Raw genomic sequence first — 24,115 nt, forward strand, 5'->3', positions numbered from 1 at the left:
GGAGCCCGTCGCCCGCAGCGTTAGACGTCGCCCCGAACAGGGGGCGATGCGGCGCGCGGCGGCGGTGCCGCGCGCGGGTGCGGGTGCGGCGGGCGGGTGCGGGTGCGGGTGCGGGCCGGTGTCGGTGTCGGTGTCGGTCGTTGCGCACGCGGTCGCTTGCACACGCGCGGGAGCGACACCGTCGCCGTCGTACGACATCGACATCGTCGCCCCGTGCACGCGCCACCAGTTGCACGCGCGCGGAAGCGACGGAGCCGATGTCGTACGACAGCGACGACGTCGCTTCTTGCGCACGCCGGCAGTTGCACGCGCGCGGGAGCGACAGGGTCGCCGTCGTACGACGACGACATCGTCGCTCCGTGCACACGCCGCCGGTTGCAGACGCCGGCAGTTGCACGCGCGCGGAAGCGACGGAGCCGATGTCGTACGACAGCGATGGCGTCACTCGTTGCGCACGCCGGCAGTTGCACGCGCGCGGGAGCGACAGGGCCGCCGTCGTACGACGACGACATCGTCGCTCGGGGGCGCGGGTCAGGCGGAAGCGTCGAGGTACACGGCGCCGCGTGGCTCACGCGTGGCGTCGACGGCGCGCAGGGCGCCGAGGTGTTCCAGCGTCGAGCGGCGGTCCGCCTCGAGCACCGTCATGTGGTCCCGCTGCGCGGCGAGCAGCCGGGAGGCCCGTCCCACCAGGTCACGCGGCAGCGGTCCCAGCCCGGTCGGCTCCGACCACCCGGCCGGGGCCGTGGACTCGGCCGCCTGCCCGGCGGCGTCGTGCTCCAGGGACGTGAGGAGGGCCTCCCAGGCGAGCCGCTCGGCGGTCTGCTCGCCGGTCTGCTCAGGCGACACCGAGGGCTCCCCCGGTCGGCTGCCGTGCGGCCGTCGCCGGCAGCGATGCGGCGGCCTCGTGCCACGACTGGCGCAGCGGCTCGAGGATCCGGATGCAGTCGCGGGTGGCCTGCACGTCGCGGTGCACGTTGGCGGTGATGAGCGAGGTCGAGGCGTAGTTGTAGACGGCGAGCAGCCCCTCGCCACCGTCCCACACGTCGATGCGGAGGGTGCTCGACAGCTCGCCGACGATCGCCTGGGCGTGCAGCAGCTGCTCGCGGGCGGCCTCCCAGTCGGCCGCGACCTGGGCGGCCTCGGCGCGGTGCAGGTCGAGCAGCAGCCGGTCGTAGAGCATCGTGACGAGCTGCGCCGGGGTCGCGGAGAGCACGGCCTCGTTCGTGTACTGCGCACGACGCTGGTCGGTCACGGTGCGCGGCTGTGCGGCCTGGCGGAAGGCGGCGGCCTGGAAGTCGAAGGTCATGGTCGTTCCCGTCAGCTCGACGTCGCGGCCAGCTGGCTGGCGAGCCAGCTCGACTGCGACTGGAGCTTGCTGAGGCTGGTCTCGAGGGATGAGTAGAGGGTCTGGAGCGCGGCCCGGCGCATCGTGAGCCGATCGGTCCAGCTGTCGATCTGGGTGTTCAGGTCCTTCGCGACGGCCTGCTGACCGGTGATGGTCGTGGTGACCGAGCCGTCGTACTTGTCGGAGGCGGCGGTGGCCGCGGCGCCGACGTTCGCGGCGACCCCGGAGAGCATCGCCTGGGTCGCCTTCGGGTCGGCAGCGAGGGCCTTCTGGAAGACCTCGGGGTCGAAGGTGAAGGAGCCGTCCTTCGTGATCACGATGCCGATCGTCGACGGTGACTTCCCGTCGACCGGGGCGGACATCGTGCTCGTGAGCCGCTGCACGGCGTCCCGGGACGCTCCGTCGCCGAGCAGGACGCCGGCCTTCGTCGTCGTGGTGCCCGACGTCGCGCTCGTCGTGCTCGACACCGCGGTGTTCGTCTTGTAGTAGGCAGCCACCGCGTTCATGGCGTCGACCAGTCCCGAGGCGACCGACTGGGCCTTCATGGTGTCCTGCGCGACCGTGACGGTGACGGGCTCGGTGGTGACCTGCGACACCGTGACGTCGACCCCGGGGACGAGCCCGGTGAACGTGTTCGTCGCACTCGTGATCGTCTGCGCGGCCGCGGTGCCGGCCCAGAGCGTGACGCTCGCGTCCTTCGCTGCCGTGACGACGGCGGCGCCGGTCTCGGTGAGGACGTTCGTCGCGGTGCCCGCTGCCACGGCGTCCGCGCCGCCCCGGTACACCTGGAAGGCACCGGCCGCACCGGTCTTCGCGGACGTCAGCTGCAGGCGGTAGAGCCTGGTGCCGTCGGCGTCGGTGCCGGCGGAGACCTTCGTCGCGGTGACGCCGGCGCCGGACTTGTTCAGGGCGGACACCGCGTCGTCGAGCGAACCGGACGCCGGCGTGACGGTGGTCGACTTGCCGTCCGCGCCGACGATCGTGATCGGCTGCGCGGCCGTCGACCACGTCGGCATCGCGGCGGTCACACCGACCTGCGCGGAGGCGGTCGAACCGACGGAGAAGCTGATGGACCCGGCGGTCGCTCCGGCGCCGCTGACGGCGGTGACGCCGGGTGCGCTGCTCGTCGCGGCGAAGAGGTCGAGCGACGAGGCCTTCGCGGCGTCCGCGGCCTTGGTGGCCAGGCCCTGGATCAACCCGTTGAGCGTCTGCAGCGACGAGATGAACGAGTTGGTGGTGGTGAGCTTGTTCTTGAGCAGGGTCTGCGGGACACCCTCGACGCTCATCAGCGAGTTGATGAGGTCGGTCGTCTTGAGACCGCTGACCAGACCGTCGATCGCGAGGCTGGTGCTCGAGGACACGGACGAGGACATCGTCGACACTCCCTGGCGTCGTGGAGGTGGTCAGGATGGCGACGCCGCCCTCCGGAGCACCCGATCGGGCCCGGAGGACGGCGTCGTGACGGCTAGCGCAGGAGCGAGAGCACGCCCTGGGTGCTCTGGTTCGCCTGCGCGAGCATCGAGGTGCCGGCCTGGCTGAGGATGTTGTCGCGCGTGTACTTGACCATCTCCTCCGCCATGTCGACGTCGGTGATGCGCGAGGAGGCAGCGGTGAGGTTCTCCTTGGCCACGTTCGTCACGTTGATGGCGTGGTCGAAGCGGTTCTGGACGGCACCGATGCTCGAACGAGCCGAGGAGACGTACTTGATCTGCTCGTCGATCGCGGTGATGGCGGCCTGAGCGTTCGTCGCCGAGTCGAAGGTGAGCGCGCCGACCGCGGTCGACACGGCCTCCACGTTCGACTTCGACAGGTCCACGTCGATCTGGCTCGCCGCGTCGCCGTTCGCGCCGACCTGGAACTTCAGGACGCCTGCGGTGCCGGCGGAGCCGTCGAGCAGGTTGATGCCGTTGAAGTTGGTCGACTCCGAGATGCGGGTGAGCTCCTTGGTGAGCTCGCCGACCTCGGTGGTGATCGCCTTGCGGGAGTCCTCGTTGTTCGAGTCGTTGCCGGCCTGCACTGCCAGGTCGCGCATGCGCTGGAGGATCGAGTGGGTCTCGGTGAGGCCACCTTCAGCGGTCTGCACGACGGAGATGCCGTCCTGCGCGTTGCGGGCGGCGACCGTGAGGCCACCGACCTGGGACTTCAGCCCCTCGGAGATCGACAGACCGGCAGCGTCGTCGGCAGCACGGTTGATGCGGAGACCCGACGAGAGCTTCTCGAGGGACTTCGACAGGTCGTTCTGCGTCGCGTTGAGGTTCCGGTACGTGTTGAGTGCCGAGAGGTTGGTGTTGATGGACATACCCATGGTGGTTTCCTCCGTGAATGTGGGTCGTGCGTCGGCCCGTCCGTGGGCTGACATGGATGACTCTCGACCGGTTGCCGGGAGTCGTTAGGGGATCGGTGGAGAAGTTTCCGCCGACGTCGGTGCCGACTCGACGGCTCAGCTCGCCGCGACCGCGGTGGGCGCGGTCGCGTCGTGCACGGCACGGGCGACACCGGCGGCGGCGTTCGTGGCGACACGGGCGAGGTAGGCACTGCGACGAGCCGCGGTGGTGCGGCTCGCGGGCTCGACGGTCGTGCCGTCGCCGTAGTGCGCGGCGAGCCCGTCGTGGAGCAGGCGCATCGCCTCGGAGCGCTGCTGCGAGACGGCGGAGTGCGTGATGCCGAGGGCGGCGGCGACCTCGGTGACCGAGCGATCGCCGAAGTACACGGCCTCGACGATGAAGCGCATCCGCTCGGGCAGGGCCTCGACGGCGGCGCGGAGGTACCGGCGCTTCTCGGTCTCGAGCAGGTCGTCCCCGGGCAGCGGCAGGTCGGCGGCGACGAGGTCGTGCACCGTCTCGTCGAGCGGCGCGACGGTGCGGGCGGCATCGCTCATGGCGTCGACGGCGGTCTGCTTGTCGACGCCCATGGCATCGGCGATCTCCTGCGCGCCGACGCTCCGGCCGAGTCGGGCGGACAGGGCTTCCTGCGTGGCGAGCGTCTCGCGGATCCGTTTGCGGGTGCCCCGGGATGCCCAGTCGGCGGAGCGCATGTCGTCGGCCAGCGCACCGGTGATCCGGGTGCGGGCGTAGGCGCCGAACGGGACGCCGAGGGTGGGGTCGAAGGCCTCGGCAGCGGCGACGAGTGCGAGCGAGCCGACGGCGGCGAGGTCGTCGCGGTCGAGGTGCGTGGCCCGGGAGCGGACGTCGGCCACGATGTAGCCCACGAGCGGGAGGTGCTCCACGATCATCGCGTTGCGTTCGGTGCGGTCCATGCTGTTCCCCTGGTCGACCTGACGTGTGTCGGCTCACCCGTCCGTGGGCGCGACGGACGCCGGCCTCGGATGGCCGGTGCGTACGCCGAAGACCCGCCCGGGTCCCTCCGAGCGGTGCACCCGCGTCGTTGCCGAGCGGTTCCGGGGTGTCCCCCGGGGTGCGTTCTGAATGTATCGGCTGGCAATGCGCTGAACAGGTGCTCATCCGTCCCCAGTGCGGGGGTGTCAGAGCCCCTTTCCGGTCGGCATTTGGGGGGACTTCGGCCGGGGAACGGTCGTTCTTGTCCCCCGACGGGGGTCATCGGGTCACAGACTCGGCGAGTACCGGTGACGCCACTCGGCGGACGGGGCTTACGGTCGCGGTCACCGAGTCGATAGATCCCGGTGTCCGCAGGATGACGGACCGGGGACGACCCCGACGAACCACCACCCGGGAGGAGCTGATGAGCGTGAACGACCTGTCGGCCGTGCTCTGGCGCGAACGCGAGCTGCTCGAACTGCTCACCTTCAAGCTCGAGGAGGAGCAGCTCCTGCTCACCGCGGGCCGCTCCCGCTGGGTGTCGCACGCCAGCCGTGAGGTCGAGCAGGTCCTCGACCGTCTCCGCAGCACCGGGCTCGAGCGTGCCGCGCAGAGCGCCGAGGTCGCCGAGGAGTGGGGCGTGCCCGCCGACGCTCCCCTGCGCGACGTCGTCGCCGCCGCACCGAACGGCCCGTGGGGCGAGATCCTGTCATCGCACCTCACCGCCATGGTCGAGCTGACCACCCAGATCGGCGCGCTGCGCGACGAGAACGACCGCTTCCTCCGTGCTGCCGCCCAGGCCACCGAGGAGACCCTGGCCGGCACCGTGACGAGCGCAGCCACCTACGACGCCAGCGGCACCTCGGGCTCCGGCTCCGAGGGCGGCCGACTGTTCGAGGGGACGCTGTAGCACCGTGGTGAGCACCTTCGGATCCCTCGCGACCGCGTACTCCGGCCTCGCCGCGGCCCGCGCCGGCATCGACGTCACCGGCCAGAACATCGCGAACGCCGGCACCGCCGGGTACACGCGGCAGCGCGTCACACAGAACTCCGTACCCGCGACGCAGACCGGCTTCATGCGGGGCACTGCCGCCCTCGCCGGCCAGGGCGTCTCGGTCGACGGCATCGCCCGCCTGGCGTCGCTGACGCTCGACGCCGGCGTCCGTGTCGCCGCCGGTTCGTCGGCCTACGCCGATGCACGCGCGACGGCGCTCTCCGCACTCGAGACGGGGTTGCACGAGCCCGGCAAGAACGGCCTGAGCGCCAAGCTCGACGCCTTCTGGTCGTCCTGGAGCGAGCTCGCGAGCCACCCCGACGACCCGGGGGCCGCCAGCGCGGTGCTCGGAGCCGCCGCCACCGTCGCCTCGGCGCTGGCCGCCGGCTCGAAGGCGGTCGACGCCCAGTGGTCGTCCGTCCGCGGGACGCTCACCGGCCAGGTCGCCCAGCTGAACGACGCTGCGGAGCAGGTCGCCGACCTGAACGGGCGCATCCGCACCGCACTCGCCTCGGGCGGCAACGCCAACGAGCTGCTCGACCAGCGCGACCAGCTCACGCAGCAGATCGCCACCCTCGCCGGTGGCACCACCCGGACGAACGCCGACGGCACGGTCGACGTGCTCCTCGGCGGCAACCCACTCGTGCAGGGAACCGACGCCCGCTCCGTCGCCCTCGGCGGCGCTGAGCGTCTGGCCGACGGTGCCGCGGTGACGCTGACCTGGACCACCGGCACGGCCGGGGCGGTCGGACTGAGCGGCGGGTCGATCGGTGGCGCCCTCGCGGTCCTCGCACCCGCGTCCGGCACCGGCACCGGCGGCGCACTCGCCGAGGCCTCCAAGTCCTACGACGCCGTGGCCACGCGACTGGCGACCACCGTGAACGCCCTGCACGCCGCCGGGACCACCCCGGCCGGCACCACCGGCACCTCGTTCTTCGCCCTGTCCGCCGGTGTCCCCGCCGCGCAGGCCCTCAGCGTCGTCCCCACGGACGCGAGCGGCCTGGCGACGCGGAACGCGGCGGGGGAACTCGACGACTCGTTCGCCGACGCACTCGCGCGGCTCGGGGCGTCGTCCGACGGTGCCGACCAGGTCTGGGCGACGTTCGTGACGGGGGTGGGCACTGCCTCCAGATCGGCCACGTCGGAATCGACGCTGACCGGACTCGCGCTCACCAACGCGCGGAACCAGCAGCAGTCCAGCGCCGGCGTCGACCTCGACGAGGAGAACGTGAACCTGCTGAGCTACCAGCACGCGTACCAGGGCGCCGCGCGCGTCCTGACCGCAGTCGACGAGATGCTCGACACCATCATCAACCGCACAGGACTCGTCGGGAGGGGCTGATCGTGATCACCCGTGTGACCACCCAGATGTCGATGGCGGCCGCCTCGGCACGGCTGCAGGCCGGCGCGGCGCGCGTCGCCGAACTCACCGACCAGGCCACCACGCTGCGAGCCATCCAGAAGCCGTCCGACGACCCGGTCGGCACGGCCTCGTCGATGCAGGTGCGCAAGGAGCAGGCCGCCGCAGCGCAGTACTCCCGCAACGCGAACGACGCCGCGGCCTGGCTCGCGACCACCGACAGTGCCCTGTCGAGCGTCTACTCGGTGCTCAACACCGTCCGCGACCTCACGGTGCGGGCCGCGAACTCGGGCACCATGAGCGACACGGACCGCGACGCCTTCGTCACGCAGTTCCGGTCGCTCGGAGCCGACCTCGAGGCGCGTGCCAACACCACCCACGGCACCCGTTCGGTGTTCGCGGGATCGTCGACCGCCGCTGCCGCCTACGACCCCGCGACGGGCTGGGCTGCGTCCGGCACCGACGTGTCCCGACGGATCGGCGACGGCACCACGGTGCGCGTCGACACCTCCGGCGCCGCGGTCTTCGGGTCCGGCGACGACTCCGTGTTCGCCATGATCGACTCCATCGTCAGTGACCTGCAGAACGGGGTGAACGTGAACGCTCGCATCGGGGACGTCGACACGGCGCTCGGGACCGTCCGCGGCGCCCAGGCCGACGTCGGCGTCCGGCACGCCGCCGCACTCGCCGCGCAGGACTCGCTGAAGTCCGCGACCGTCTCGCTCGAGAGCCGCCGCGCCGGCATCGAGGACGTCGACCTCGCGAAGGCCGTCCTCGACCTGCAGGTGCAGCAGACCAACTACCAGGCAGCCCTCGCCGTCACCGCGAAGGTCCTGCAGCCGACCCTGATGGACTACCTCCGATGAGCATCTCCCTGACCTTCGCCGTCCCGCCGTTCGGGCTCGCCCCCGCCCCGGCCTTCGAGCTGTCCCCGGTCGACGGCGCCGAGGGGCTGTTCACGCTCGTCGGGGACGACGCACGGCTGTTCCTGCTCGACGCCGCGGTGCACCTGCCGTCGTACGCGCCGGAGCTCACCGACGAGCAGGCCGCCGGGCTCGGGCTGACCGACCCCGCCGACGCGATGCTCCTGGTGGTCGCGAACCCCGGCGCGTCCGGCACCACGGTGAACCTCCTCGCGCCGATCGTCGTGAACGCCCGGACGGCCGCGGGCGCGCAGGTCATCCTCGAGGAGCAGGACCTGCCGCTGCGGGCGGAGCTCGCGCGGGTGTAGGTGCGGCGGGGCGGCCGGCGGGCCGGGGCGGGGCCGGTCGGGGCCGGTCGACGCAGAACGACACTGTCGACGTCGTACGACATCGGTGCTGTCGCACCTCCGCGTCTGCAACTGTTGCGCACGCGTGACAGCGACTGAGTCGCCGTCGTACGACATCGACATCGTCGCCCGTTGCGTCCGCCTCATCCCTCCACAGCCTGGAGGCCCGGCTCGTCATCCACAGATCGGCTCACCGTCGCCCCATGGTCGGTCCCGGCGATCGATGGTTGATCCATGGACGACCGCGCACGCACCATCCCCCTCATCCGCACGACCGGCAAGCCCAGCGCCGAACGCCGGTCCCTGCAACGCCGGGTCCGTCGGGGCGAGTTGATAGCGGTACGTCCGGGGGTCCTGGTCTCCCCGTCGTCGGTCGTCGGACTCCGGCCCGAGGACCACCTGTTGCTCCTGGTGCGCGCAACCGCGCCGATGATCCACGCGCCGAGAGCGTTCGCACGCTCGGCTGCGGCCGCCGTGCACGGGCTGCCCTTCGTCCATGCCCCTCCAACGAAGGTCGACGTGGTCGATCCGCGCCGCGAACGGGCCGACACGTCAGCACACCTCCGGCTCCACCCCGGACCGCTCGTCCGCTCGCCGACGACGGACAGGCGGTGGGCTGGCCTGCCCGCGACCACCCCCGCGGACATCGACGGAGCGCCCGTCACGTCATCGGCACGGACCCTCGTCGACATCGCGGGTACGTCCACCCTCGAGTTCGCACTGCCGATGATCGACCAGGCGCTCCACGACCGGCATCTCCTGCCGGAGGTCCTGCTCGATGAGCTCGCCACGACGGCGCCCACGGGCCACGACAAGGCGGGGATCGCCGTGGGGATGGGGTCGACGTTGTCGGGGTCACCGGCGGAGTCGGTGTGCCGGGTGCGCTTCCGCGAACTCGGGGTGCCTGACCCGGTGCAGCAGCACGTGTTCGCCCGGGCGGGAGCGAGCACGGCGGTCGTCGACTTCTGGTTCCCCGACCAGGGCGTCGTGGTCGAGGTCGACGGCCGCGCGAAGTACGAGGACCCGGTGCTGCTCGACGGGCGATCGATGGCGGACGTGCACTGGCGCGAGAAGCGGCGTGAGGACTTCATCCGGTCGTTCCCCGAGGTCCGTGTGGTCGTCCGGCTCTCGTGGGCCGACCTGATGCAGCCCGACCGGGTCCGCGCAGCCCTCCGGCGTGCGGGTGTGCCGTGCCGGTGACCGACGCCAGCCGGTCAGCGAGGGTGCCGCGGAGCGTCCGGGTGGTACGTCCGCTGGCGCTCGACCGTCGGCGGACCAGACGGTCCCGCACCGACGACCACCTCGCCGAGTCCCACGCGGACACCTCGCACCGGCCCCACCCCCTTGACGACGCCGCCCCGGTGGTCGGGGTCGGGCTCTCGGTGGTCCCCGCCGTCCGCCAGGTCGGCATCTCGCAGCGAGACCGGACCGAGGACCTGTGCACCGCGTCCGATGCGGACCGGTCCCTCGACGAGACACCCGGCGGTGAGACGTGCTCCACGGCCGATCACGACGTCGGACCCGTCCGCGATGACGGTCACGGGGCCCGGGCCGAGCTCGACGCCCGCGTCGACGTGCACGTGCGCTGCTGTGGCGACGACGGTCACCGGGCCGGGTCCGAGCAGTGCACCGGCGCCCACCGTGATGGTGCCGCCGTCGCGAGTCGCGAGCGTCGTCGACGGGTACAGCGCAGCGCCGGGGAAGACGGTCACGCCGGTGCCGAGCAGGACGGAAGCGGGGTCGAGCACGAGGACCTCTGGTGCGAGTGCGGCCACCGAGCGCACCGTCAGGAAGCCGGCTGCCAGGCGCACGTCGTCGAGGGGTCCCTGCTCCGGATCGGTGTCCACCCAGCGAGCCTCTCACGTGCCCGGCGTACGGTGAACCCATGGCCCGTGCCCCGAAGGACCAGTCGATCGTGCCCCTGCCGACCGCACCGGTCTCCCCCACCAACTCCGACCCCAGAGCACAGCAGGTCCAGCCCACCGGCTGGGCCAAGTGGCTCGATCGGGTCATCAGTGTGCAGCGTCCCGTCGTGGTCGCGCACGTCAACGCGATCCGTCGCCGCAAGCCCGACGCGACCCCCGCCGAGGTCATCCAGATCCTGGAGCGGCAGTACCTCACCGCCGTCACGACGGGTGGCGCCGCCGTCGGTGCGAGTGCGGTGATCCCCGGCGTGGGGATGGCAGCTGCGCTCGGACTCAGCGGTGCGGAGACGGTCGGGTTCCTCGAGACGACCGCGTTGTTCGCCCAGTCGGTGACCGAGGTGCACGGCATCGCGCTGGACGACCCGGAGCGGGCCCGCACGCTCGTGATGGCGATGATCCTCGGCGCGCCGGGCACGCAGCTCATCAAGCAGCTCGCCGGACAGGCCGCAGGCGGTCAGGCCCGGACGGCGTTCTGGGGCGAGATGGTGACGTCCTCGCTGCCGAAGCAGGTCGTCAACGGCATCGGCGGGCAGGTCCGCGACCAGTTCATCAAGCGTTTCGCCATCCGGCAGGGTGGTTCGGTCCTCGGTCGCGCGCTGCCCTTCGGGATCGGCGCGGCGGTCGGTGGGCTCGGCAACCACGCGCTCGGGCGGAAGGTGATCCAGGCGTCGCGCACGGGGTTCGGCATGCCGCCGGCGGAGTTCCCGATCGTGTTGACGGTCACGCCGGCGGCCGAGAAGACCCGACGCGCGCTGCCGTGGAAGCGCGGCGCGGGCAACGACCAGGACCTCTGGACCGAGCCGGGCCACGACGCCCCCCGCGCGAAGCGCTGACCCTCGGCACACAGCGCCGAACCGACGCACACAGCGCCGAACCAACGCACGCAGCGCCAAACCAACGCACGCAGCGCCGAACCAACGCACGCAGCGCTGGATCAACGCGTGCAGCCCTGACGACGAACGGCCCGGGCAGTCTGCCCGGGCCGTTCCTGCAGCCGCGCTTAGAAGGACCGCACCGGCGTCGTCACGACCTGCCCGGCGTGCGCGAACCCACCGCCGAAGCCGAACAACAGCGCCGGCACGCCCTCGGGCAGATCGCCACGCTCCCACGCCTTCGACAGCCCGAGCGGCACGCTGGCGGCCGAGGTGTTCCCGGACTCGACGACGTCGCGGATGACGAACTTCGACTCCCCGCCGAGCGCGGTCACGAGCGGCTCGATGATCCGCAGGTTCGCCTGGTGGAACGCGAACACCTCGATGTCGTCCATCGAGAGCCCGGCCGCCTCGACGACCTTTCGGGCGTGCCCCTCGGCCTCGGTGATGGCCCACCGGTAGATCGAGCGACCCTCCTGGTTGAAGCGCCCCGGCGACCCCTCGACACGGACGGCGTCGAGCAGGTGCGGCACGCTCCCCCACGACACCGGGCCGATCTCGGGCGTCTCGGCGACCCCTAGGACTGCGGCTCCGGCCCCGTCACCGACGAGGACGCACGTCGACCGGTCGGTCCAGTCGGCGATGCCGGAAAGCACCTCGGACCCGATGACGAGCGCGACGTCGGCCGAACCGGTGCGGATGGACTGGTCTGCGAGCCCGAGCGCGTACTCGAACCCGCTGCACGCGGTGTTGATGTCGATCGGCGCCGGGCCGTTCGTCATGCCGAGTGCGGCGGCGACCCGACCCGCCGTGTACGGCGCGCGATCCTGGTGGGTGGTGGAGGCGACGATGACGAGTCCGACGGCCGAGGGTGACACCCCGGCGTCAGCGAGGGCGCGGCGTCCGGCCTCGATCGCCATCGACGTCACGGTGTCGTCGGGCCCGGCGATCCGACGTGTCTGGATCCCGGTTCGGGTGCGGATCCACTCGTCGTTCGTGTCGACCATTGTCGAGAGCTCGTCGTTGGTCAGGACGCGTTCGGGCTGGTGGTGTCCGAACCCGAGGATCCGGCTGCCGCGAAGTGCTGGGATGTTCATCGTCGGCACGTTACCCCCTCACCCCACCGCCGCATGCCGGACGAGGAATGCATGGCACACCACCGCGTCACTTGCGCGCCGCAGCGGTGGCGCGGTCGTTCGCCCTGCCGATCGCCTCGACCAGCTCGTCCTTGTTCATCTTCGACCGCCCGCTGACGTCGAGCCGCTTCGCGACGTCCATCAGGTGCGCCTTCGAGGCGTTGGCGTCGACGCCGCCCTGGGTCTTCCCCGAAGAACCCGAGCCCGACGAACCCGCACCCGAGCCGGCAGCGCCCGAGTCGGACGGCCCGGAGGACTCCTTCTCCTCCCAGTGGTCGCCGACCTTCTCGTACTCGTGCTTGACGGCGGCGAACGCGGTGCGGTGCGCACGCTCGCCCGGGCCGTAGGTCTCGTTCGCCGAGTCCAGGGTCTTCTCGAAGACCTCCTGCGCGTGCTCCGGTGACCGCTGCAGGGTGCTCGGGATCTCGTCCTTGGCTGGCATGACTTCTCCTCTCGATCGACACGTCCTGACTACTCGCCCGCGGCGCAACGAGCACCGAGACAGCCGGCCGACCGGTACTCCCAGGGCCTGGCACGTCCAGCGCGTCACGAGTAGACCCGTCTCATGGACTACACACATCTCGGACGGACAGGGCTGTCGGTCTCGCGCGCAGTGCTCGGCACCATGAACTTCGGACCGGAGACCAGCGAGGACGACTCGCACGCGATCATGGACCGGGCGCACGAGCTCGGCGTCAACTTCTTCGACACCGCCAACGGCTACGGCGGCTCGGTGGGCAAGGGCGCCACCGAGGAGATCATCGGACGGTGGTTCGCCAAGGGTGGCGGTCGCCGCGAGAAGACGGTCCTCGCCACCAAGGTCTACGGCGAGATGATCGACTGGCCGAACGGCGGCAAGCTCTCGGCGTACAACATCCGCCAGTCGCTCGACGCGTCGCTGCGCCGCCTGCAGACCGATCACATCGACCTGTACCAGATGCACCACGTCGACCGGGACACCCCCTGGGACGAGATCTGGCAGGCCATGGAACTCGCGGTCGCGCAGGGCAAGGTGCTCTACGTCGGCTCGTCGAACTTCGCCGGCTGGCACATCGCCCAGGCGCAGGAAGCCGCGAAGCACCGCAACTTCCTCGGCCTCGTCAGCGAGCAGTCGATCTACAACCTCGTCGTCCGCGACGTCGAGCGCGAGGTCCTCCCCGCTGCCCGCCACTACGGCCTCGGCGTGATCCCGTGGTCCCCGCTGCAGGGCGGGCTCCTCGGCGGCGTCATCGAGAAGACCGAGAACGGCTCGCGTCGCCTCTCGGGCCGCAGCGCCGAGTACGTCGAGGCGCACCGTGACCAGCTCCAGGCCTACGAGTCCTTCGCGAAGGAGCTCGGCCACACTCCCGGCGAGCTCGCCCTCGCGTGGCTGCTGCACCAGCCCGGCGTCACCGCGCCGATCACCGGCCCGCGCACGATGGAGCAGTGGGAGTCCGCGGTCCGAGCCGTCGACATCCGCCTCGACCAGCGTGCGCTCGACCGGCTCGACGAGATCTTCCCGGGGCACAAGGCCTCGCCTGAGGACTACGCCTGGTGACGTCGCCGACGGAACCAACGGGTCGCTGACGCGACCATCTGCCTGGAGGCGCGCGATCTCGTCGTCCTGCAGGCCGATCTCCCGCAGGTACGCATCGACCGAACCCCTAATCGCCCATCAGGGCAGTCTTCCCGCAGTTCCCGCAGTTCCCGCAGGACAGCGTCGGTTCGGCACCCTCGAACCACAGGTTGAAGGCCTCCCAGAACGTGTCCTCCGGGAACGGCGTGCCACAGGAGCGACAATCCGACCGACCCATGCTGTCGCCGAGGCACCAGATGCGGTCGTCGGGGTCAGTCGGGACGTACGTGTAGGTGAAGCTCCCCAAAGGGTTGTACCCGGAGAGCTCGGAACCGTACGGCGTCGCGACGAAGCCCGGACCGAGCAAGTCGGCGAGGACTGCGACTCCACGTGCTTCGTGGAGCGAACGGGCGGTCTCGGAGCCACTTGCGAAGACGCTCCGCCGTGACCTGCGCGTCATCGGGCGCGAGGGCCGGCCGACAGCAGGTGCCCTCCATGGTCTTCGGCGAGTCGGTCCGCACCGCCAGCCGGCCGCTGCTCATCACCGTCGCGCACGCTGAGCGGATAGTGGCGATCGATCATCGCTTCACAACGGCCTGGGCGGCACCGTCTACTTCAGCCGAACTCGACGCGGAGATCCGAGGCATCCCAGATATTTTTGATCCTCATGCCAAGGTCTCGGAACCGTTCGTCCGCGGGTATCGGCAGATCGATTTCTACCGCCTCGCCAAAGTGGCGAGCACGAAAGTCTAAGACGAACTCGTTCGGTTTGTTGATGATGGTCTGGAACGCCGCACCAGCCGTGACCGATGCATGCAGCATTGACCCACCAGAAATCACTGAAGCCAACGAAAGCGTGAATCCCCGCGCCGGTTCCGCAATGCCGTCGACTTTGTACGGCGACGAACCGACGAGTCCGGACCATGACCTCTCATCTGCACTATCGACGTCCTGATCCTTGACCGTCCATATTCCATCGAACACAGGCAGCGCAACTTCAATTGCGGCGGAAGCGTCAACCAGACGCGCAGCGATCACGTCCGCAGACTCAGGCCTTGCATCCCAGTCAGCCACGAGGTACCAGTCGGTGACATCGGTCTTCACGCTGAGACAGGGTCCGATCGAAGCTCAGGCCTCACGGGTTGTCTCGGTTCAGACAACAAAGCCCCCTTCGCTCCCAACTCATTCACCGAGGAGGTCCTCAGGAGCACGGTCGGCAACCTTCATGGTCTCTGCCTCCCAGAGCACCTCGAGAGACTTTGCGAGGTCAACGAATGCTTCGAAACCCGGACCCGACGTGCTCAGAGTCACCGGCTCGCCGAAATCCACCGAAGAAAAGCCCACAGAGACCGAGTTCGGTGCCACCCGTCGCGTTTGATGTGTGGCACCGGCACGCACGCGGATGGCCGCATAGCTACCGTCAATCACTGGCGAGAGCAGCAAGAAGCTGAACCCCCGAGCCGGATCCGGCTCACCCGTCGACACGCAGTAGGCTCGATCGCACGAGTTCGGGCACTGCGTTGTCCCTGTACTCGACCGAGCCGACCTCGCTGCTCACCTTCCACGCTCCCTCAAACTCCGGGAACGCTTGGACGAACCGATCGCAACTCTGCAATGCGAGATCCGCGATGTCCTCAGCGGACTGTTGCCGCGCCACCCACTGCGCTTTCATCTGCCAACCCGAAACGTCAACGACGCTGCTCGCCATCCTGCAAACCCATTCGGTAGAGGCCGGTATTCCATGACCGGTCCATCGTAGTCAGCGGCGAGTCGAGCGAACTGTGTCGCAACGTCTCGGTCACGAGAGAACAACGGAGGACCGCCATCGCGTCCAGCTTTGCGACCGCCGAGTCAAGCCAGCCATTGATTATCGTTTCGCGGGCGGCCAAAGGGTCCGCTCCCGTTTTGACACGAGGTACTCGTCGGTCGAGTCCGAGTGCACACCATTCAGTCGAAGACCTTTGGAACCGCGCCGTCGGCGAGCTCCTCTACTCGCTTGCCAACTTCGCGCAACAACGCCCGACCTGACCCGGAACCAAGGCGGTAGTTCGCGTTCATCCGACGAAGAAATGCGTCTACCTCTCGGTCCTCGGCGCCGTCAGCATCCAGCGAGACGAACTCCTTCGACATTCCAGCAAGCTCTTCGCGGCTGAACCCGTCAACGTAGAAGTCGACGTAGTCGGCAACGGACGAGTAGTCATCCCACCAGTATTGGTAAAGGTTCTCCAGGAAGCCTCCGAGGAGAGGAATAGCCTCGGAGTAGTTCTCGTACCCGATCTTAGTCAATCCAGTCATATCACCCTCCGAGCCGGGTCGGGTACGCGGTCCGGACCACGAAACCGCCTGGACTGTTCTTGTCCCACAACAACTGCATCCACATCTGCTTTTCGTCTGTGAAGACCCCATTACTGAACCGCCGTCCGATCACCTGATCGAACGTCGCGGTGATCGTGAAGACCCTGGGTTTGGGCTTGGGCTCCATGTTCAACCAGTTCGAGATCTCGTCGGCGCGGCTGTCCAGGGTGCGGCCGATCAAACGGTTGAGATCCTCCTCAGGGAGACGGAAAGCACTGTTCCCGGCCGAAGACAGGTCGTCTCGACCTGCAATCTCGGCGTCGGACTTGACGCCGTCGACGCCGTCGAAGTGCCTGCTCATCGTGTGAGCGCCACGGATGTCTTCGTGCGCCCTGAGCCCGCCGTTGTCGATGAAGGCCTGCGATAGATGTGAGTTCCTGATCTGGGCCGGCGCGCCGGAACCGTCCAGCATGTTGATCGGCTCACCGGTTTGCGTGTGCGGAACCACGGGAGCGTCCGTCGGGCTGTCCACGTGCCCGGACGTGCCTGACCGATCGAGGACTTGCGAGTCGGGGTCAGACGACCCGGACGAGTGACTCGAATGCGGAGCGTCGCCCCCGCCACCATCCACGTGATCCGCCACCGAGTGCAACCAGTGCGACCCCGGCTCCGGATGCCCCACCTCGATGTGCGGCCGCCCGACCCCGACGCCGAACCCGTCCGGCGTCGCCATGGCGTGCTCGACGCTGACCTTCACGGTGGGGATCTTGTCCCCGAGCCCCCGGAGTGCATCCGCGAACCCGCCACGCCCCCGCGCCAGCAGGTCCGACACCCCCGACAACGCCTTGCCCGGCAGGCTCGACAGCGCATCCCCGACGCGCACGATGGTGGTACCGGCGGCCGCGACCTTGGAACCGATGAGCGCGAGCTTGCTGCCGTCGGCCCCGAGCACCGCGAGCCGCGAGCCGAGCGCCGCGACCTTCGCGCCAGCGCCGATCTCGCCCGCGCCGGGGATGAACAGCGTGCCGATGTTGAACGCCGCACCACCGGCGGCGTGTGCGGGGTCGTCCCGCCAGTCCTCCGGCGACCCGACGAAGCCCTCGACGAGGGTCTTCTGCTTGTCCGTGATGTTCCGCGCGGTGTCGCCGACGACGTCCGGCAGGACACCCTTCGGCAGCGCCGCGGCGATCAGCAGCGGCGGGCTGCCCATCAGGACGATCAGTCCGAGGGACTCCGCGAAGCCCTTCCACGACTGCTTCGCCCAGTCGCCGTCGCCCCACTCGCCGGTCTGCGAGTTGTAGCCGATCAGTCCGCCGAGTCCCTCGACGGTGTCGGTCAGTGCGTCGTCCATGCCGGAGTTGAACGATTCCGAGCATGACTGGTCGCCACGACCGGTGCTCCCCCAGGGCATGGGTTCGTTCGCCTTGACGGCAGCGTTGTATTCGACGGCCTGCACCTGGGGCAGACACATGTCCGTGCGCAATCCGTTGATCGCGTTGACGCACTCGGCGGAGGCGGCGGAGAGCTTCGTCTCCTGCTCGGCTACCTTGGTGAGCAGCTCGTTGTTCTCGTCGACGTACGGCGTGTACTGGTCCCACGGCAGGTGCACGTCGTCGAACTGCTGACCGAAGTTCTCGACGAGCCCGACGATGCCCTGGTTGGCGGGGTGCTCCGGGTCCCACGGGCCGACGGTCTTGCCCTTCAGGGCCTTCTCAACGAACGTCTCGGCCTCGGCCTTCAGCTCGACGAGCCGCTTCGCGATGGGCGCGACCGCCGTCGCGTAGTCGCCGATGAACGTCGACGCCTTCTGCAGGGTCGCGGCGAGTGCGGCGGTGTCGGTCTCGACGCCGTCCATGACCGCGAGCAGTTCGGTGGAGTCTGGCGTGGTGTAGCTGCTGCCGAGCTTCGCCCAGGCGGTCTTCACTTCGCCGCCGCGCGTCTCGACGTCGGTGGCTGACGTCGAGAACGCCGTTCCGGCGGTCTCGACCTTCGCCGCGTCGATGTTCGCGCCGGGGATCGCGTCCGGGTCGATCAGGCCGTCGGCGCGGCACTGGCTCGTCACTGGTCACCACCCAGGTCGAAGGCCGAGAAATCGCCCGTACTGGAGGCACGGATCGCGTTGGTCTGCGCCGTCGCGGCCATCTCCTCGTCACCGTGGTAGTAGGCGAGGGTCGCGGTGGCAGCGCCGGCCATACCGGCGGTGATGTGGTTGCCCACGCGGGTCAGGAGGGCCGAGTGACTCTCGATGAGCGCCGCGACGGCGCCCGCGACCGCCTGGTCGTCGCCGACCGCGGTCGTGAGCGCCGCGTGCGCGTCGGCGAGGCCGTCGAAAGCGGTCGAGAGGTTCGTCGCCGCGGTCTCGGTGTCGGTGAGCGACGTCTGCACGCCCGCGGGCTCGATCTGCCAGCCGTTCCCCATGGCTCCCCCTGGTCGTCGTCCCGCTCGGTCAGAGCGATCGCGTGGTCACTGCACGGCTCGGGACGCAGCCGTTCCCCCGGCGGCGTCCGCGATGCTGTGCACGATCCGCTCGGCCGTCCCCCGGAACGGGGGTTGCGCGGCCGTGTGGATCTCGGTCCACCATAGCCGATCACCCGGCACCGACAAGGGTCCGGCGAGCAGCCGCTCTGCGTCGGTGACGCTGTCGAGCCGGCGGGACTGGAGGAGCGTGAGGAGCACCACCCCGTCGTCCGACACGAGCTGCAGCGCATCGCCCGCCCAGAGCTGACGGATGCCGATCGCCGGGTCGACCGCGGCCGCTCCGGTCAGCACGGCAGCGGCGTCCACGTGGTCTGCGCTGAGGATCGTCCACTCGGCGGTCATCGGTCCGCCCCGGATCCCAGCAGCTCGACGGCACGGGGGCCGAGCGCGGTGCCGAGCTCGGCCAGCCGCCGCCAGCGGGCCTCCACCTCGGCACCCCCGGTCAGATATGCCGGCGGCGAGAAGTCGAGCAGCAGCGACGGCACGCGCGGCGGCCCGACCGGCGTGGCCCCCACCGGCAAGGAACCGGCGTCGACGCCGAGGTCCCGCACGGCGGCGGCGCCCACGACCGCTCCGAGGGGGACGGGCATCCCGCGCTGCCGGGCGGCGAGGGTCGCGTCTGCGTGCCCTGCCGACCGCCACGCCGTTGCGAGCAGCACCCGCTGCCGGCGCGCGAGGTCGGCCAGGACGTCGACGACCGGACCGTCCACCGGCGGCGACTCGTTCCCGGGGACCGGCACCGTGCCTCTCCCCACCGGCACGGCCGGCCCGCCGCTGGCGCGTCGCCCCGGAACCGGCGGCGTGGGCCCTGGCCGTGGCAGTGCCAACCGTGTCTCCTCCGTGACGCCGGTGGCGGACCGCTCGATCCGGAGCTGCACCGCGGCGAACCCACCGTCGACCGGGGTGACGGCGACGAGCCGGGTCGGTCGGGGCGCGCGCCCACGGGCGAAGTCCGTGACGGCACCGACGCTCCACGCGAGCGTGGCCGGCTCGACCGTGCCCCAGGCGGTGGGCGCACTGCCGGCGAGTCCCTCGAGCAGGAGCTCAGCGGTGCGGCCGATGCCGGCCTGCTCCGTGGCGGGGTGGTGGACGGACACGATCAGCTCGACCCAGGGGACCTCGTCGGGGCCGAGCCGGGTGGTGCGCTCGGAGGCCTGCGGGGCGAGCATCGCGGTCGCGACGTCGTCGACGACCTCGGTGGAGCCGGCGGCGCGGTAGCGGTCGCCCTCGCGGACGACCCACGCGCTGCTCGTGCGCCGGAGCATCGCGAGCATCGCCGGGGTGACGCGGCTGGTGGGCGGTGTGAGCAGCACGAACGCGAGGTCGGCGGCCCGTGTCTCGAGCACGAGCCCCATCCGGGCGGAGGACAGCGACACGATCGCGGCGTCGGTCTCGGAGACGACGAAGCCGGGCCCGACCGCGTCGACGAGCGGGTGCGCGAGGGTGACGTCGTCCACGCCGGAACCCTACCGGCCGGGGGCGGTCCCGCAAACGACGACGGGCCCCGCGCTGCTGTGTGCGCGGGGCCCGTCGTCGTGCGGTGGTGGAGCGTGTCTAGCGGACGTTGACCGGGCTGTCGTCGCTCTGGTCGTAGAGGACGTAGCCCTCCTCGCCGTGGACGGCGGTGTCGATGCCGGCGACCTCGTCCTCGGTCTTGACGCGGAAGCCGATCGTCTTCTCGATCGCGAACCCGATGACCAGGGCGAGCACGAACGAGTAGGCGCCGACGGCCAGGGCCGCTGCGGCCTGCTTGCCGAGCTGCTCGAACGAGCCGGAGTAGATCAGACCGGTGTCGTTGGCGAAGAAGCCGAGGAACAGGGTGCCGAAGATGCCGCCGACCAGGTGCACGCCGACCACGTCGAGCGAGTCGTCGAGGCCCAGGCGGTACTTCCAGTCGATGGCGAAGCAGCAGACGACGCCGGCGAGGAAGCCGAGCACGAGGCCCCAGCCCGGGGTCAGCGCGGCGCAGGCCGGGGTGATGGCGACGAGGCCGCTGACGGCGCCCGATGCGGCACCGACGGACGTGGCCTTGCCGTCCTTGAGCTTCTCGATGAGCAGCCAGCCGAGGATGGCGGCGGCCGGGGCGGCGAGGGTGTTCACCCAGGCGATGGCGGCGATGCCGTCAGCGGCGCCCTCGGAACCGGCATTGAAGCCGAACCAGCCGAACCACAGGATGGCGGCACCGAGCAGGACGAAGGGCGGGTTGTGCGGCTTGTGCGCACCCTTGGCGAAGCCGACGCGCTTGCCGAGCACGATCGCCAGGGCGAGACCCGCCGCACCGGCGTTGATGTGCACCGCGGTGCCACCGGCGAAGTCGATGACGCCCCACGTGGCCGCCCAGCCCGAGGTCAGGTTGAAGACCCACGAGGCGACGGGGAAGTAGACGACCGTGACCCAGACACCGGCGAAGATCATCCACGCGCCGAACTTGGCGCGGTCGGCGATGGCGCCCGAGATGAGCGCGACGGTGATGATCGCGAACGTCGCCTGGAACCCGACGAAGGCCATCGACGGGTACGCCGCCTGGATGTCCGACGACTTGGCCTCCTCGAAGGCCTGGCCGAGGCCGATCTGGTTCCAGTCGATGCTGAAGAACCCGACCACACCGGAGACCGCCGTGCCGTCGCCGTGGTTGGCGAAGGCGATCGCGTAGCCGTAGAGCACCCAGAGGACGCTCACGAGCGCGATCGCGCCGAACGACATCATCATCATGGAGATGACGGACTTGGCCTTCACCAAGCCGCCGTAGAAGAAGGCCAGGCCGGGTGTCATGAACAACACCAGCGCAGCCATCACCAACACGAACGTCGTGTTGCCCTGATCAAGCATCTGCTCACCTCTCGATTGCACGAGCGGCTCTTGGACCGCCTCGGGTGCCACCGAGTCTGGCGACGCGAGGTTTCACGAGGGAGCACGAACTGTTTCGCGGATGTAACGCGACCACGCCGTTTGTAAACGTCGTGTTTCCGTCGGCCCGATGCCCCCTGCGCAGGGGGCAGGAGACCGCCGTGGACAGATCGGTCCGCGGTCGGTACGCGTCAGGCGCGGGTGAGCGCCACGACGCGGGACGCCGCACGCAGGTACTTCTTGCGGTAGCCGCCTTCGAGCATGACGTCGGGGTACACCTGGTCGAGCGGGGTGCCCGACGCGACGATGCGCACCTGCGCGTCGTAGAGCCGGTCCACCAGGGCGACCCAGCGCAGCGCGTCGGTCTGGTCGGTGAACGCCCGGACGTCGGTGAGCCCGACGGCGTCGAGGTCCTCGACCAGGGCGACGTACTTCGACGGGTGCACGGAGCCCAGGTGGGCGACCACCGCGCCGAAGTCATCGAGCGTCACGGTGCCGGACGGCAGTGCGGCGGGCACGTCGGACACCACCTGTGCCGACTCGTCCACCGCTCGCCGTCGGTAGTCGAGGCCGTCGATCCGCATCGTGTCGAAGCGGTCCGACATCGCCTGGATCTCGCGCAGGAAGTCCTGGGCGGCGAAGCGTCCCTCGCCGAGCGCCCCGGGCGGGGTGTTCGAGGTCGCGGCGAAGCGGGTCCCGGTCTCGGTCAGTTCCTTGATGAGCCGCGTCATCACCATCGTGTCGCCCGGGTCGTCGAGCTCGAACTCGTCGATGCACACCAGCGCGGTCCCCCGCAGCAGGTCGACCGTCCCCTGGAACCCCAGGGCGCCCACGAGCGCGGTGTACTCGATGAAGGTGCCGAACGTCTTCCGCCCGGTGGCCGCGTGGTAGGCGGCCGCGAGCAGGTGGGTCTTGCCGACACCGAACCCGCCGTCCAGGTACACGCCGGACTTCGCCGCGGGCTCCGCCGACTGCTTCTTGCGCCCGAACAGCCCGCGCCGCGGGGCCTCCGCCGGACCGGCGGCCACGAACGCGGCGACGGCGTCGCGGACCGAGGCCTGCGAGTCGTAGTCGGGGTCCGGCCGGTACGAGTCGAACGACGCGTCCGTGAACTGGGGCGGCGGCACGAGCGCCGCGGCCATCTGCTGCGGGGTCACCCGGGGATCACGGTCGACGAGGTGAGCGGGCAATCGGGGAACCCTTCCGGGAAGCATGTCGTGGGGTGTCACGTTGCGTCAGGGGCACGGTACGTCCGCGTACCGTTGCCCACAGGCACCGACGCCCGATCCTAGTCCGGCGCCAGCAGCACGCTCCCCAGCACCACGCTCCCCCGCACCCCTGGAGGTACCCCCGATGACCGCACCGGTCGACCCGTCCGAGAAGTTCGCCGCCTACGCGCACCCGGAGCGCCTCGTGTCCACCGAGTGGCTGCAGGAGCAACTCGACGCCGGGGCCGGCGCGCCCGACCTGGTGGTCGTCGAGTCCGACGAGGACGTCCTGCTCTACGAAACGGGACACATCCCCGGTGCCGTGAAGATCGACTGGCACACCGACCTCAACGACCCGGTGCAGCGCGACTACATCGACGGCGCCGCGTTCGCCGAGCTCCTCGGCGGCAAGGGCATCGGCCGCGGCACCACCGTCGTCATCTACGGCGACAAGAACAACTGGTGGGCGGCGTACGCCCTCTGGGTGTTCACCCTGTTCGGCCACGAGGACGTCCGCCTGCTCGACGGCGGTCGCGGCAAGTGGGTCGCCGAGGACCGCGCCCTGACCACCGACGAGACCCCGGTCACGCCGGTCGAGTACCCCGTCGTCGAGCGCCACGACGAGCCCGTCCGCGCCTTCAAGGACGACGTGCTCGCGCACCTCGGCAAGCCGCTCATCGACGTCCGCAGCGCCCCGGAGTACAGCGGGGAGCGCACGACGGCGCCCGACTACCCGGAAGAGGGTGCGCTCCGCGGCGGCCACGTCCCGACCGCCGTGAACATCCCCTGGGCGACGGCCGCAGCCCCCGACGGCACCTTCAAGACGCGCGACCAGCTCGACGCGATCTACCGTGACGGCGCCGGGATCGGTGACGCCGACGAGGTCATCGCCTACTGCCGCATCGGTGAGCGCTCGAGCCACACCTGGTTCGTCCTGCAGCACCTTCTCGGCTACGACAACGTCCGCAACTACGACGGCTCGTGGACCGAGTGGGGCAGCGCCGTCCGCGTCCCCATCGTGCAGGGATCCGAGCCGGGTACTGTTCCGAACCGATGAACGCCAGCACCGACGCACCACTCCCCGCCACCCTCGCCGAGATCCGCGACGACTTCCTCGCCCTGGGGCAGAAGGACCGCCTGCAGCTCCTGCTCGAGTTCTCGAACGAGTTGCCCGCGCTGCCCGAACGCCTGCAGGGGCACGAGGACGAGCTCGAACGCGTCGAGGAGTGCCAGTCCCCCGTCTTCATCACCGTGACGGTGGGCGAGGACGGCGACGCCCCGGACGTCGTCCGGATGCACGCCACTGCCCCGCGCGAGGCGCCGACGACGCGCGGCTTCGCCTCGATCCTGGCGCAGGGGCTGTCCGGCCTGACGGTCGAGCAGGTCCTCGCCGTCCCGACGGACTACCCGCTGACCATCGGGCTGTCCGAAGCGGTCAGCCCGCTGCGGATCCGCGGCATGGTGGGCATGCTCGGACGCGTCCAGCGGCAGGTGCAGGCGGCGGTCGCGTAGACGCGACCGACTGACGGACAGGAGGCGCGGTGCCAGCTGGCAC

General features: G+C 70.3%; 25 protein-coding genes. 9 read left to right on the top strand and 16 right to left on the bottom strand.

What is annotated here, in order from left to right; genetic code table 11:
* Positions 1-531: 531 nt before the first annotated feature.
* The 5 genes from KK087_RS10825 to KK087_RS10845 form a co-directional block, all read right to left on the bottom strand.
* Entirely contained in the window at positions 532-846 is a 315-nt protein-coding gene (locus tag KK087_RS10825) for a hypothetical protein (RefSeq protein ID WP_214565198.1), read from the bottom strand.
* On the bottom strand, positions 836-1,306 hold the full coding sequence (fliS, locus tag KK087_RS10830) for a flagellar export chaperone FliS (RefSeq protein ID WP_214530524.1): 471 nt from the start codon (positions 1,304-1,306) through the stop codon (positions 836-838). The genes KK087_RS10825 and fliS overlap by 11 nt, the downstream gene beginning before the upstream one ends.
* 11 nt (positions 1,307-1,317) lie before the next feature.
* Entirely contained in the window at positions 1,318-2,706 is a 1,389-nt protein-coding gene (gene fliD, locus KK087_RS10835; RefSeq protein ID WP_307860039.1) for a flagellar filament capping protein FliD, read from the bottom strand.
* A 104-nt stretch (positions 2,707-2,810) separates the two neighbouring features.
* A complete protein-coding gene (locus KK087_RS10840) occupies positions 2,811-3,650 on the bottom strand; it encodes a flagellin N-terminal helical domain-containing protein (protein ID WP_214530522.1) in 840 nt (279 codons plus the stop codon).
* A 135-nt stretch (positions 3,651-3,785) separates the two neighbouring features.
* A complete protein-coding gene (locus tag KK087_RS10845; RefSeq protein WP_214565209.1) occupies positions 3,786-4,601 on the bottom strand; it encodes a sigma-70 family RNA polymerase sigma factor in 816 nt (271 codons plus the stop codon).
* 443 nt (positions 4,602-5,044) lie between these two features.
* Here KK087_RS10845 and KK087_RS10850 point away from each other — a divergent pair, with 443 nt between their 5' ends.
* The 5 genes from KK087_RS10850 to KK087_RS10870 all read left to right on the top strand — a co-directional run bounded on the left by KK087_RS10850 (position 5,045) and on the right by KK087_RS10870 (position 9,444).
* Entirely contained in the window at positions 5,045-5,530 is a 486-nt protein-coding gene (locus KK087_RS10850; RefSeq protein WP_214530520.1) for a flagellar protein FlgN, read from the top strand.
* Positions 5,531-5,534: 4 nt separating this feature from the next.
* Positions 5,535-6,956, top strand: coding sequence for a flagellar hook-associated protein FlgK (gene flgK / locus KK087_RS10855; protein WP_214530519.1), 1,422 nt, complete (start codon positions 5,535-5,537; stop codon positions 6,954-6,956).
* A 2-nt stretch (positions 6,957-6,958) separates the two neighbouring features.
* On the top strand, positions 6,959-7,840 hold the full coding sequence (locus KK087_RS10860; protein WP_214530518.1) for a flagellin N-terminal helical domain-containing protein: 882 nt from the start codon (positions 6,959-6,961) through the stop codon (positions 7,838-7,840).
* A complete protein-coding gene (gene fliW / locus KK087_RS10865; protein WP_214530517.1) occupies positions 7,837-8,205 on the top strand; it encodes a flagellar assembly protein FliW in 369 nt (122 codons plus the stop codon). Before KK087_RS10860 ends, fliW begins: the two co-directional genes overlap by 4 nt.
* A 273-nt stretch (positions 8,206-8,478) precedes the next feature.
* A complete protein-coding gene (locus KK087_RS10870; protein ID WP_214565217.1) occupies positions 8,479-9,444 on the top strand; it encodes a putative endonuclease domain-containing protein in 966 nt (321 codons plus the stop codon).
* 14 nt (positions 9,445-9,458) lie between these two features.
* On the opposite strand, the gene KK087_RS10875 is transcribed toward KK087_RS10870, so the two are convergent.
* A complete protein-coding gene (locus KK087_RS10875) occupies positions 9,459-10,091 on the bottom strand; it encodes an acyl-ACP--UDP-N-acetylglucosamine O-acyltransferase family protein (protein WP_214565219.1) in 633 nt (210 codons plus the stop codon).
* Positions 10,092-10,129: 38 nt separating this feature from the next.
* Here KK087_RS10875 and KK087_RS10880 point away from each other — a divergent pair, with 38 nt between their 5' ends.
* Positions 10,130-11,002, top strand: a complete 873-nt coding sequence (locus KK087_RS10880) for a hypothetical protein (protein ID WP_214544651.1) — start codon at positions 10,130-10,132, stop codon at positions 11,000-11,002.
* Between the two features lie 167 nt (positions 11,003-11,169).
* Here the strand turns inward: KK087_RS10880 and KK087_RS10885 are convergent, their stop codons facing one another.
* The gene (locus tag KK087_RS10885; protein WP_027465501.1) at positions 11,170-12,138 is read right to left on the bottom strand and encodes a beta-ketoacyl-ACP synthase III; all 969 of its coding nucleotides are present in this window, start codon (positions 12,136-12,138) and stop codon (positions 11,170-11,172) included.
* 67 nt (positions 12,139-12,205) lie between these two features.
* Positions 12,206-12,619 (bottom strand): ChaB family protein, encoded by a 414-nt coding sequence (locus KK087_RS10890; protein ID WP_214544653.1) that lies wholly within the window; start codon positions 12,617-12,619, stop codon positions 12,206-12,208.
* A 123-nt stretch (positions 12,620-12,742) separates the two neighbouring features.
* On the opposite strand from KK087_RS10890, the gene KK087_RS10895 reads away from it, so the two are divergent.
* Positions 12,743-13,714, top strand: coding sequence for an aldo/keto reductase (locus tag KK087_RS10895; RefSeq protein WP_214565221.1), 972 nt, complete (start codon positions 12,743-12,745; stop codon positions 13,712-13,714).
* Between the two features lie 633 nt (positions 13,715-14,347).
* Here the strand turns inward: KK087_RS10895 and KK087_RS10900 are convergent.
* The 8 genes from KK087_RS10900 to zapE all read right to left on the bottom strand — a co-directional run bounded on the left by KK087_RS10900 (position 14,348) and on the right by zapE (position 22,566).
* The gene (locus KK087_RS10900) at positions 14,348-14,836 is read right to left on the bottom strand and encodes a hypothetical protein (protein ID WP_214565222.1); all 489 of its coding nucleotides are present in this window, start codon (positions 14,834-14,836) and stop codon (positions 14,348-14,350) included.
* Positions 14,837-15,679: 843 nt separating this feature from the next.
* A complete protein-coding gene (locus tag KK087_RS10905) occupies positions 15,680-16,027 on the bottom strand; it encodes a hypothetical protein (RefSeq protein ID WP_214565224.1) in 348 nt (115 codons plus the stop codon).
* A gap of 1 nt (position 16,028) precedes the next feature.
* Positions 16,029-18,089: an RNase A-like domain-containing protein gene (locus KK087_RS17925; protein ID WP_214565226.1), complete on the bottom strand. Its 2,061-nt coding sequence runs from the start codon at positions 18,087-18,089 to the stop codon at positions 16,029-16,031.
* Positions 18,086-18,445: a DUF6507 family protein gene (locus KK087_RS10915; protein ID WP_214565228.1), complete on the bottom strand. Its 360-nt coding sequence runs from the start codon at positions 18,443-18,445 to the stop codon at positions 18,086-18,088. Before KK087_RS10915 ends, KK087_RS17925 begins: the two co-directional genes overlap by 4 nt.
* A 45-nt stretch (positions 18,446-18,490) precedes the next feature.
* Positions 18,491-18,847: a hypothetical protein gene (locus KK087_RS10920; RefSeq protein ID WP_214565230.1), complete on the bottom strand. Its 357-nt coding sequence runs from the start codon at positions 18,845-18,847 to the stop codon at positions 18,491-18,493.
* Positions 18,844-19,962, bottom strand: a complete 1,119-nt coding sequence (locus KK087_RS17930; protein ID WP_214530499.1) for a DUF6177 family protein — start codon at positions 19,960-19,962, stop codon at positions 18,844-18,846. Before KK087_RS17930 ends, KK087_RS10920 begins: the two co-directional genes overlap by 4 nt.
* Positions 19,963-20,059: 97 nt before the next feature.
* Entirely contained in the window at positions 20,060-21,334 is a 1,275-nt protein-coding gene (locus KK087_RS10930) for an ammonium transporter (protein WP_214530498.1), read from the bottom strand.
* A 209-nt stretch (positions 21,335-21,543) separates the two neighbouring features.
* Positions 21,544-22,566, bottom strand: coding sequence for a cell division protein ZapE (zapE, locus tag KK087_RS10935; protein ID WP_214565242.1), 1,023 nt, complete (start codon positions 22,564-22,566; stop codon positions 21,544-21,546).
* Positions 22,567-22,705: 139 nt separating this feature from the next.
* Here zapE and KK087_RS10940 point away from each other — a divergent pair, with 139 nt between their 5' ends.
* Entirely contained in the window at positions 22,706-23,617 is a 912-nt protein-coding gene (locus KK087_RS10940; protein ID WP_214565232.1) for a sulfurtransferase, read from the top strand.
* Complete coding sequence (locus tag KK087_RS10945) at positions 23,614-24,072, top strand: SufE family protein (RefSeq protein ID WP_027465483.1); 459 nt, start codon at positions 23,614-23,616, stop codon at positions 24,070-24,072. The genes KK087_RS10940 and KK087_RS10945 overlap by 4 nt, the downstream gene beginning before the upstream one ends.
* Positions 24,073-24,115: the final 43 nt, after the last annotated feature.

The organism is Curtobacterium aurantiacum (genome assembly GCF_018598555.1).
GTDB lineage: Bacteria > Actinomycetota > Actinomycetes > Actinomycetales > Microbacteriaceae > Curtobacterium > Curtobacterium aurantiacum.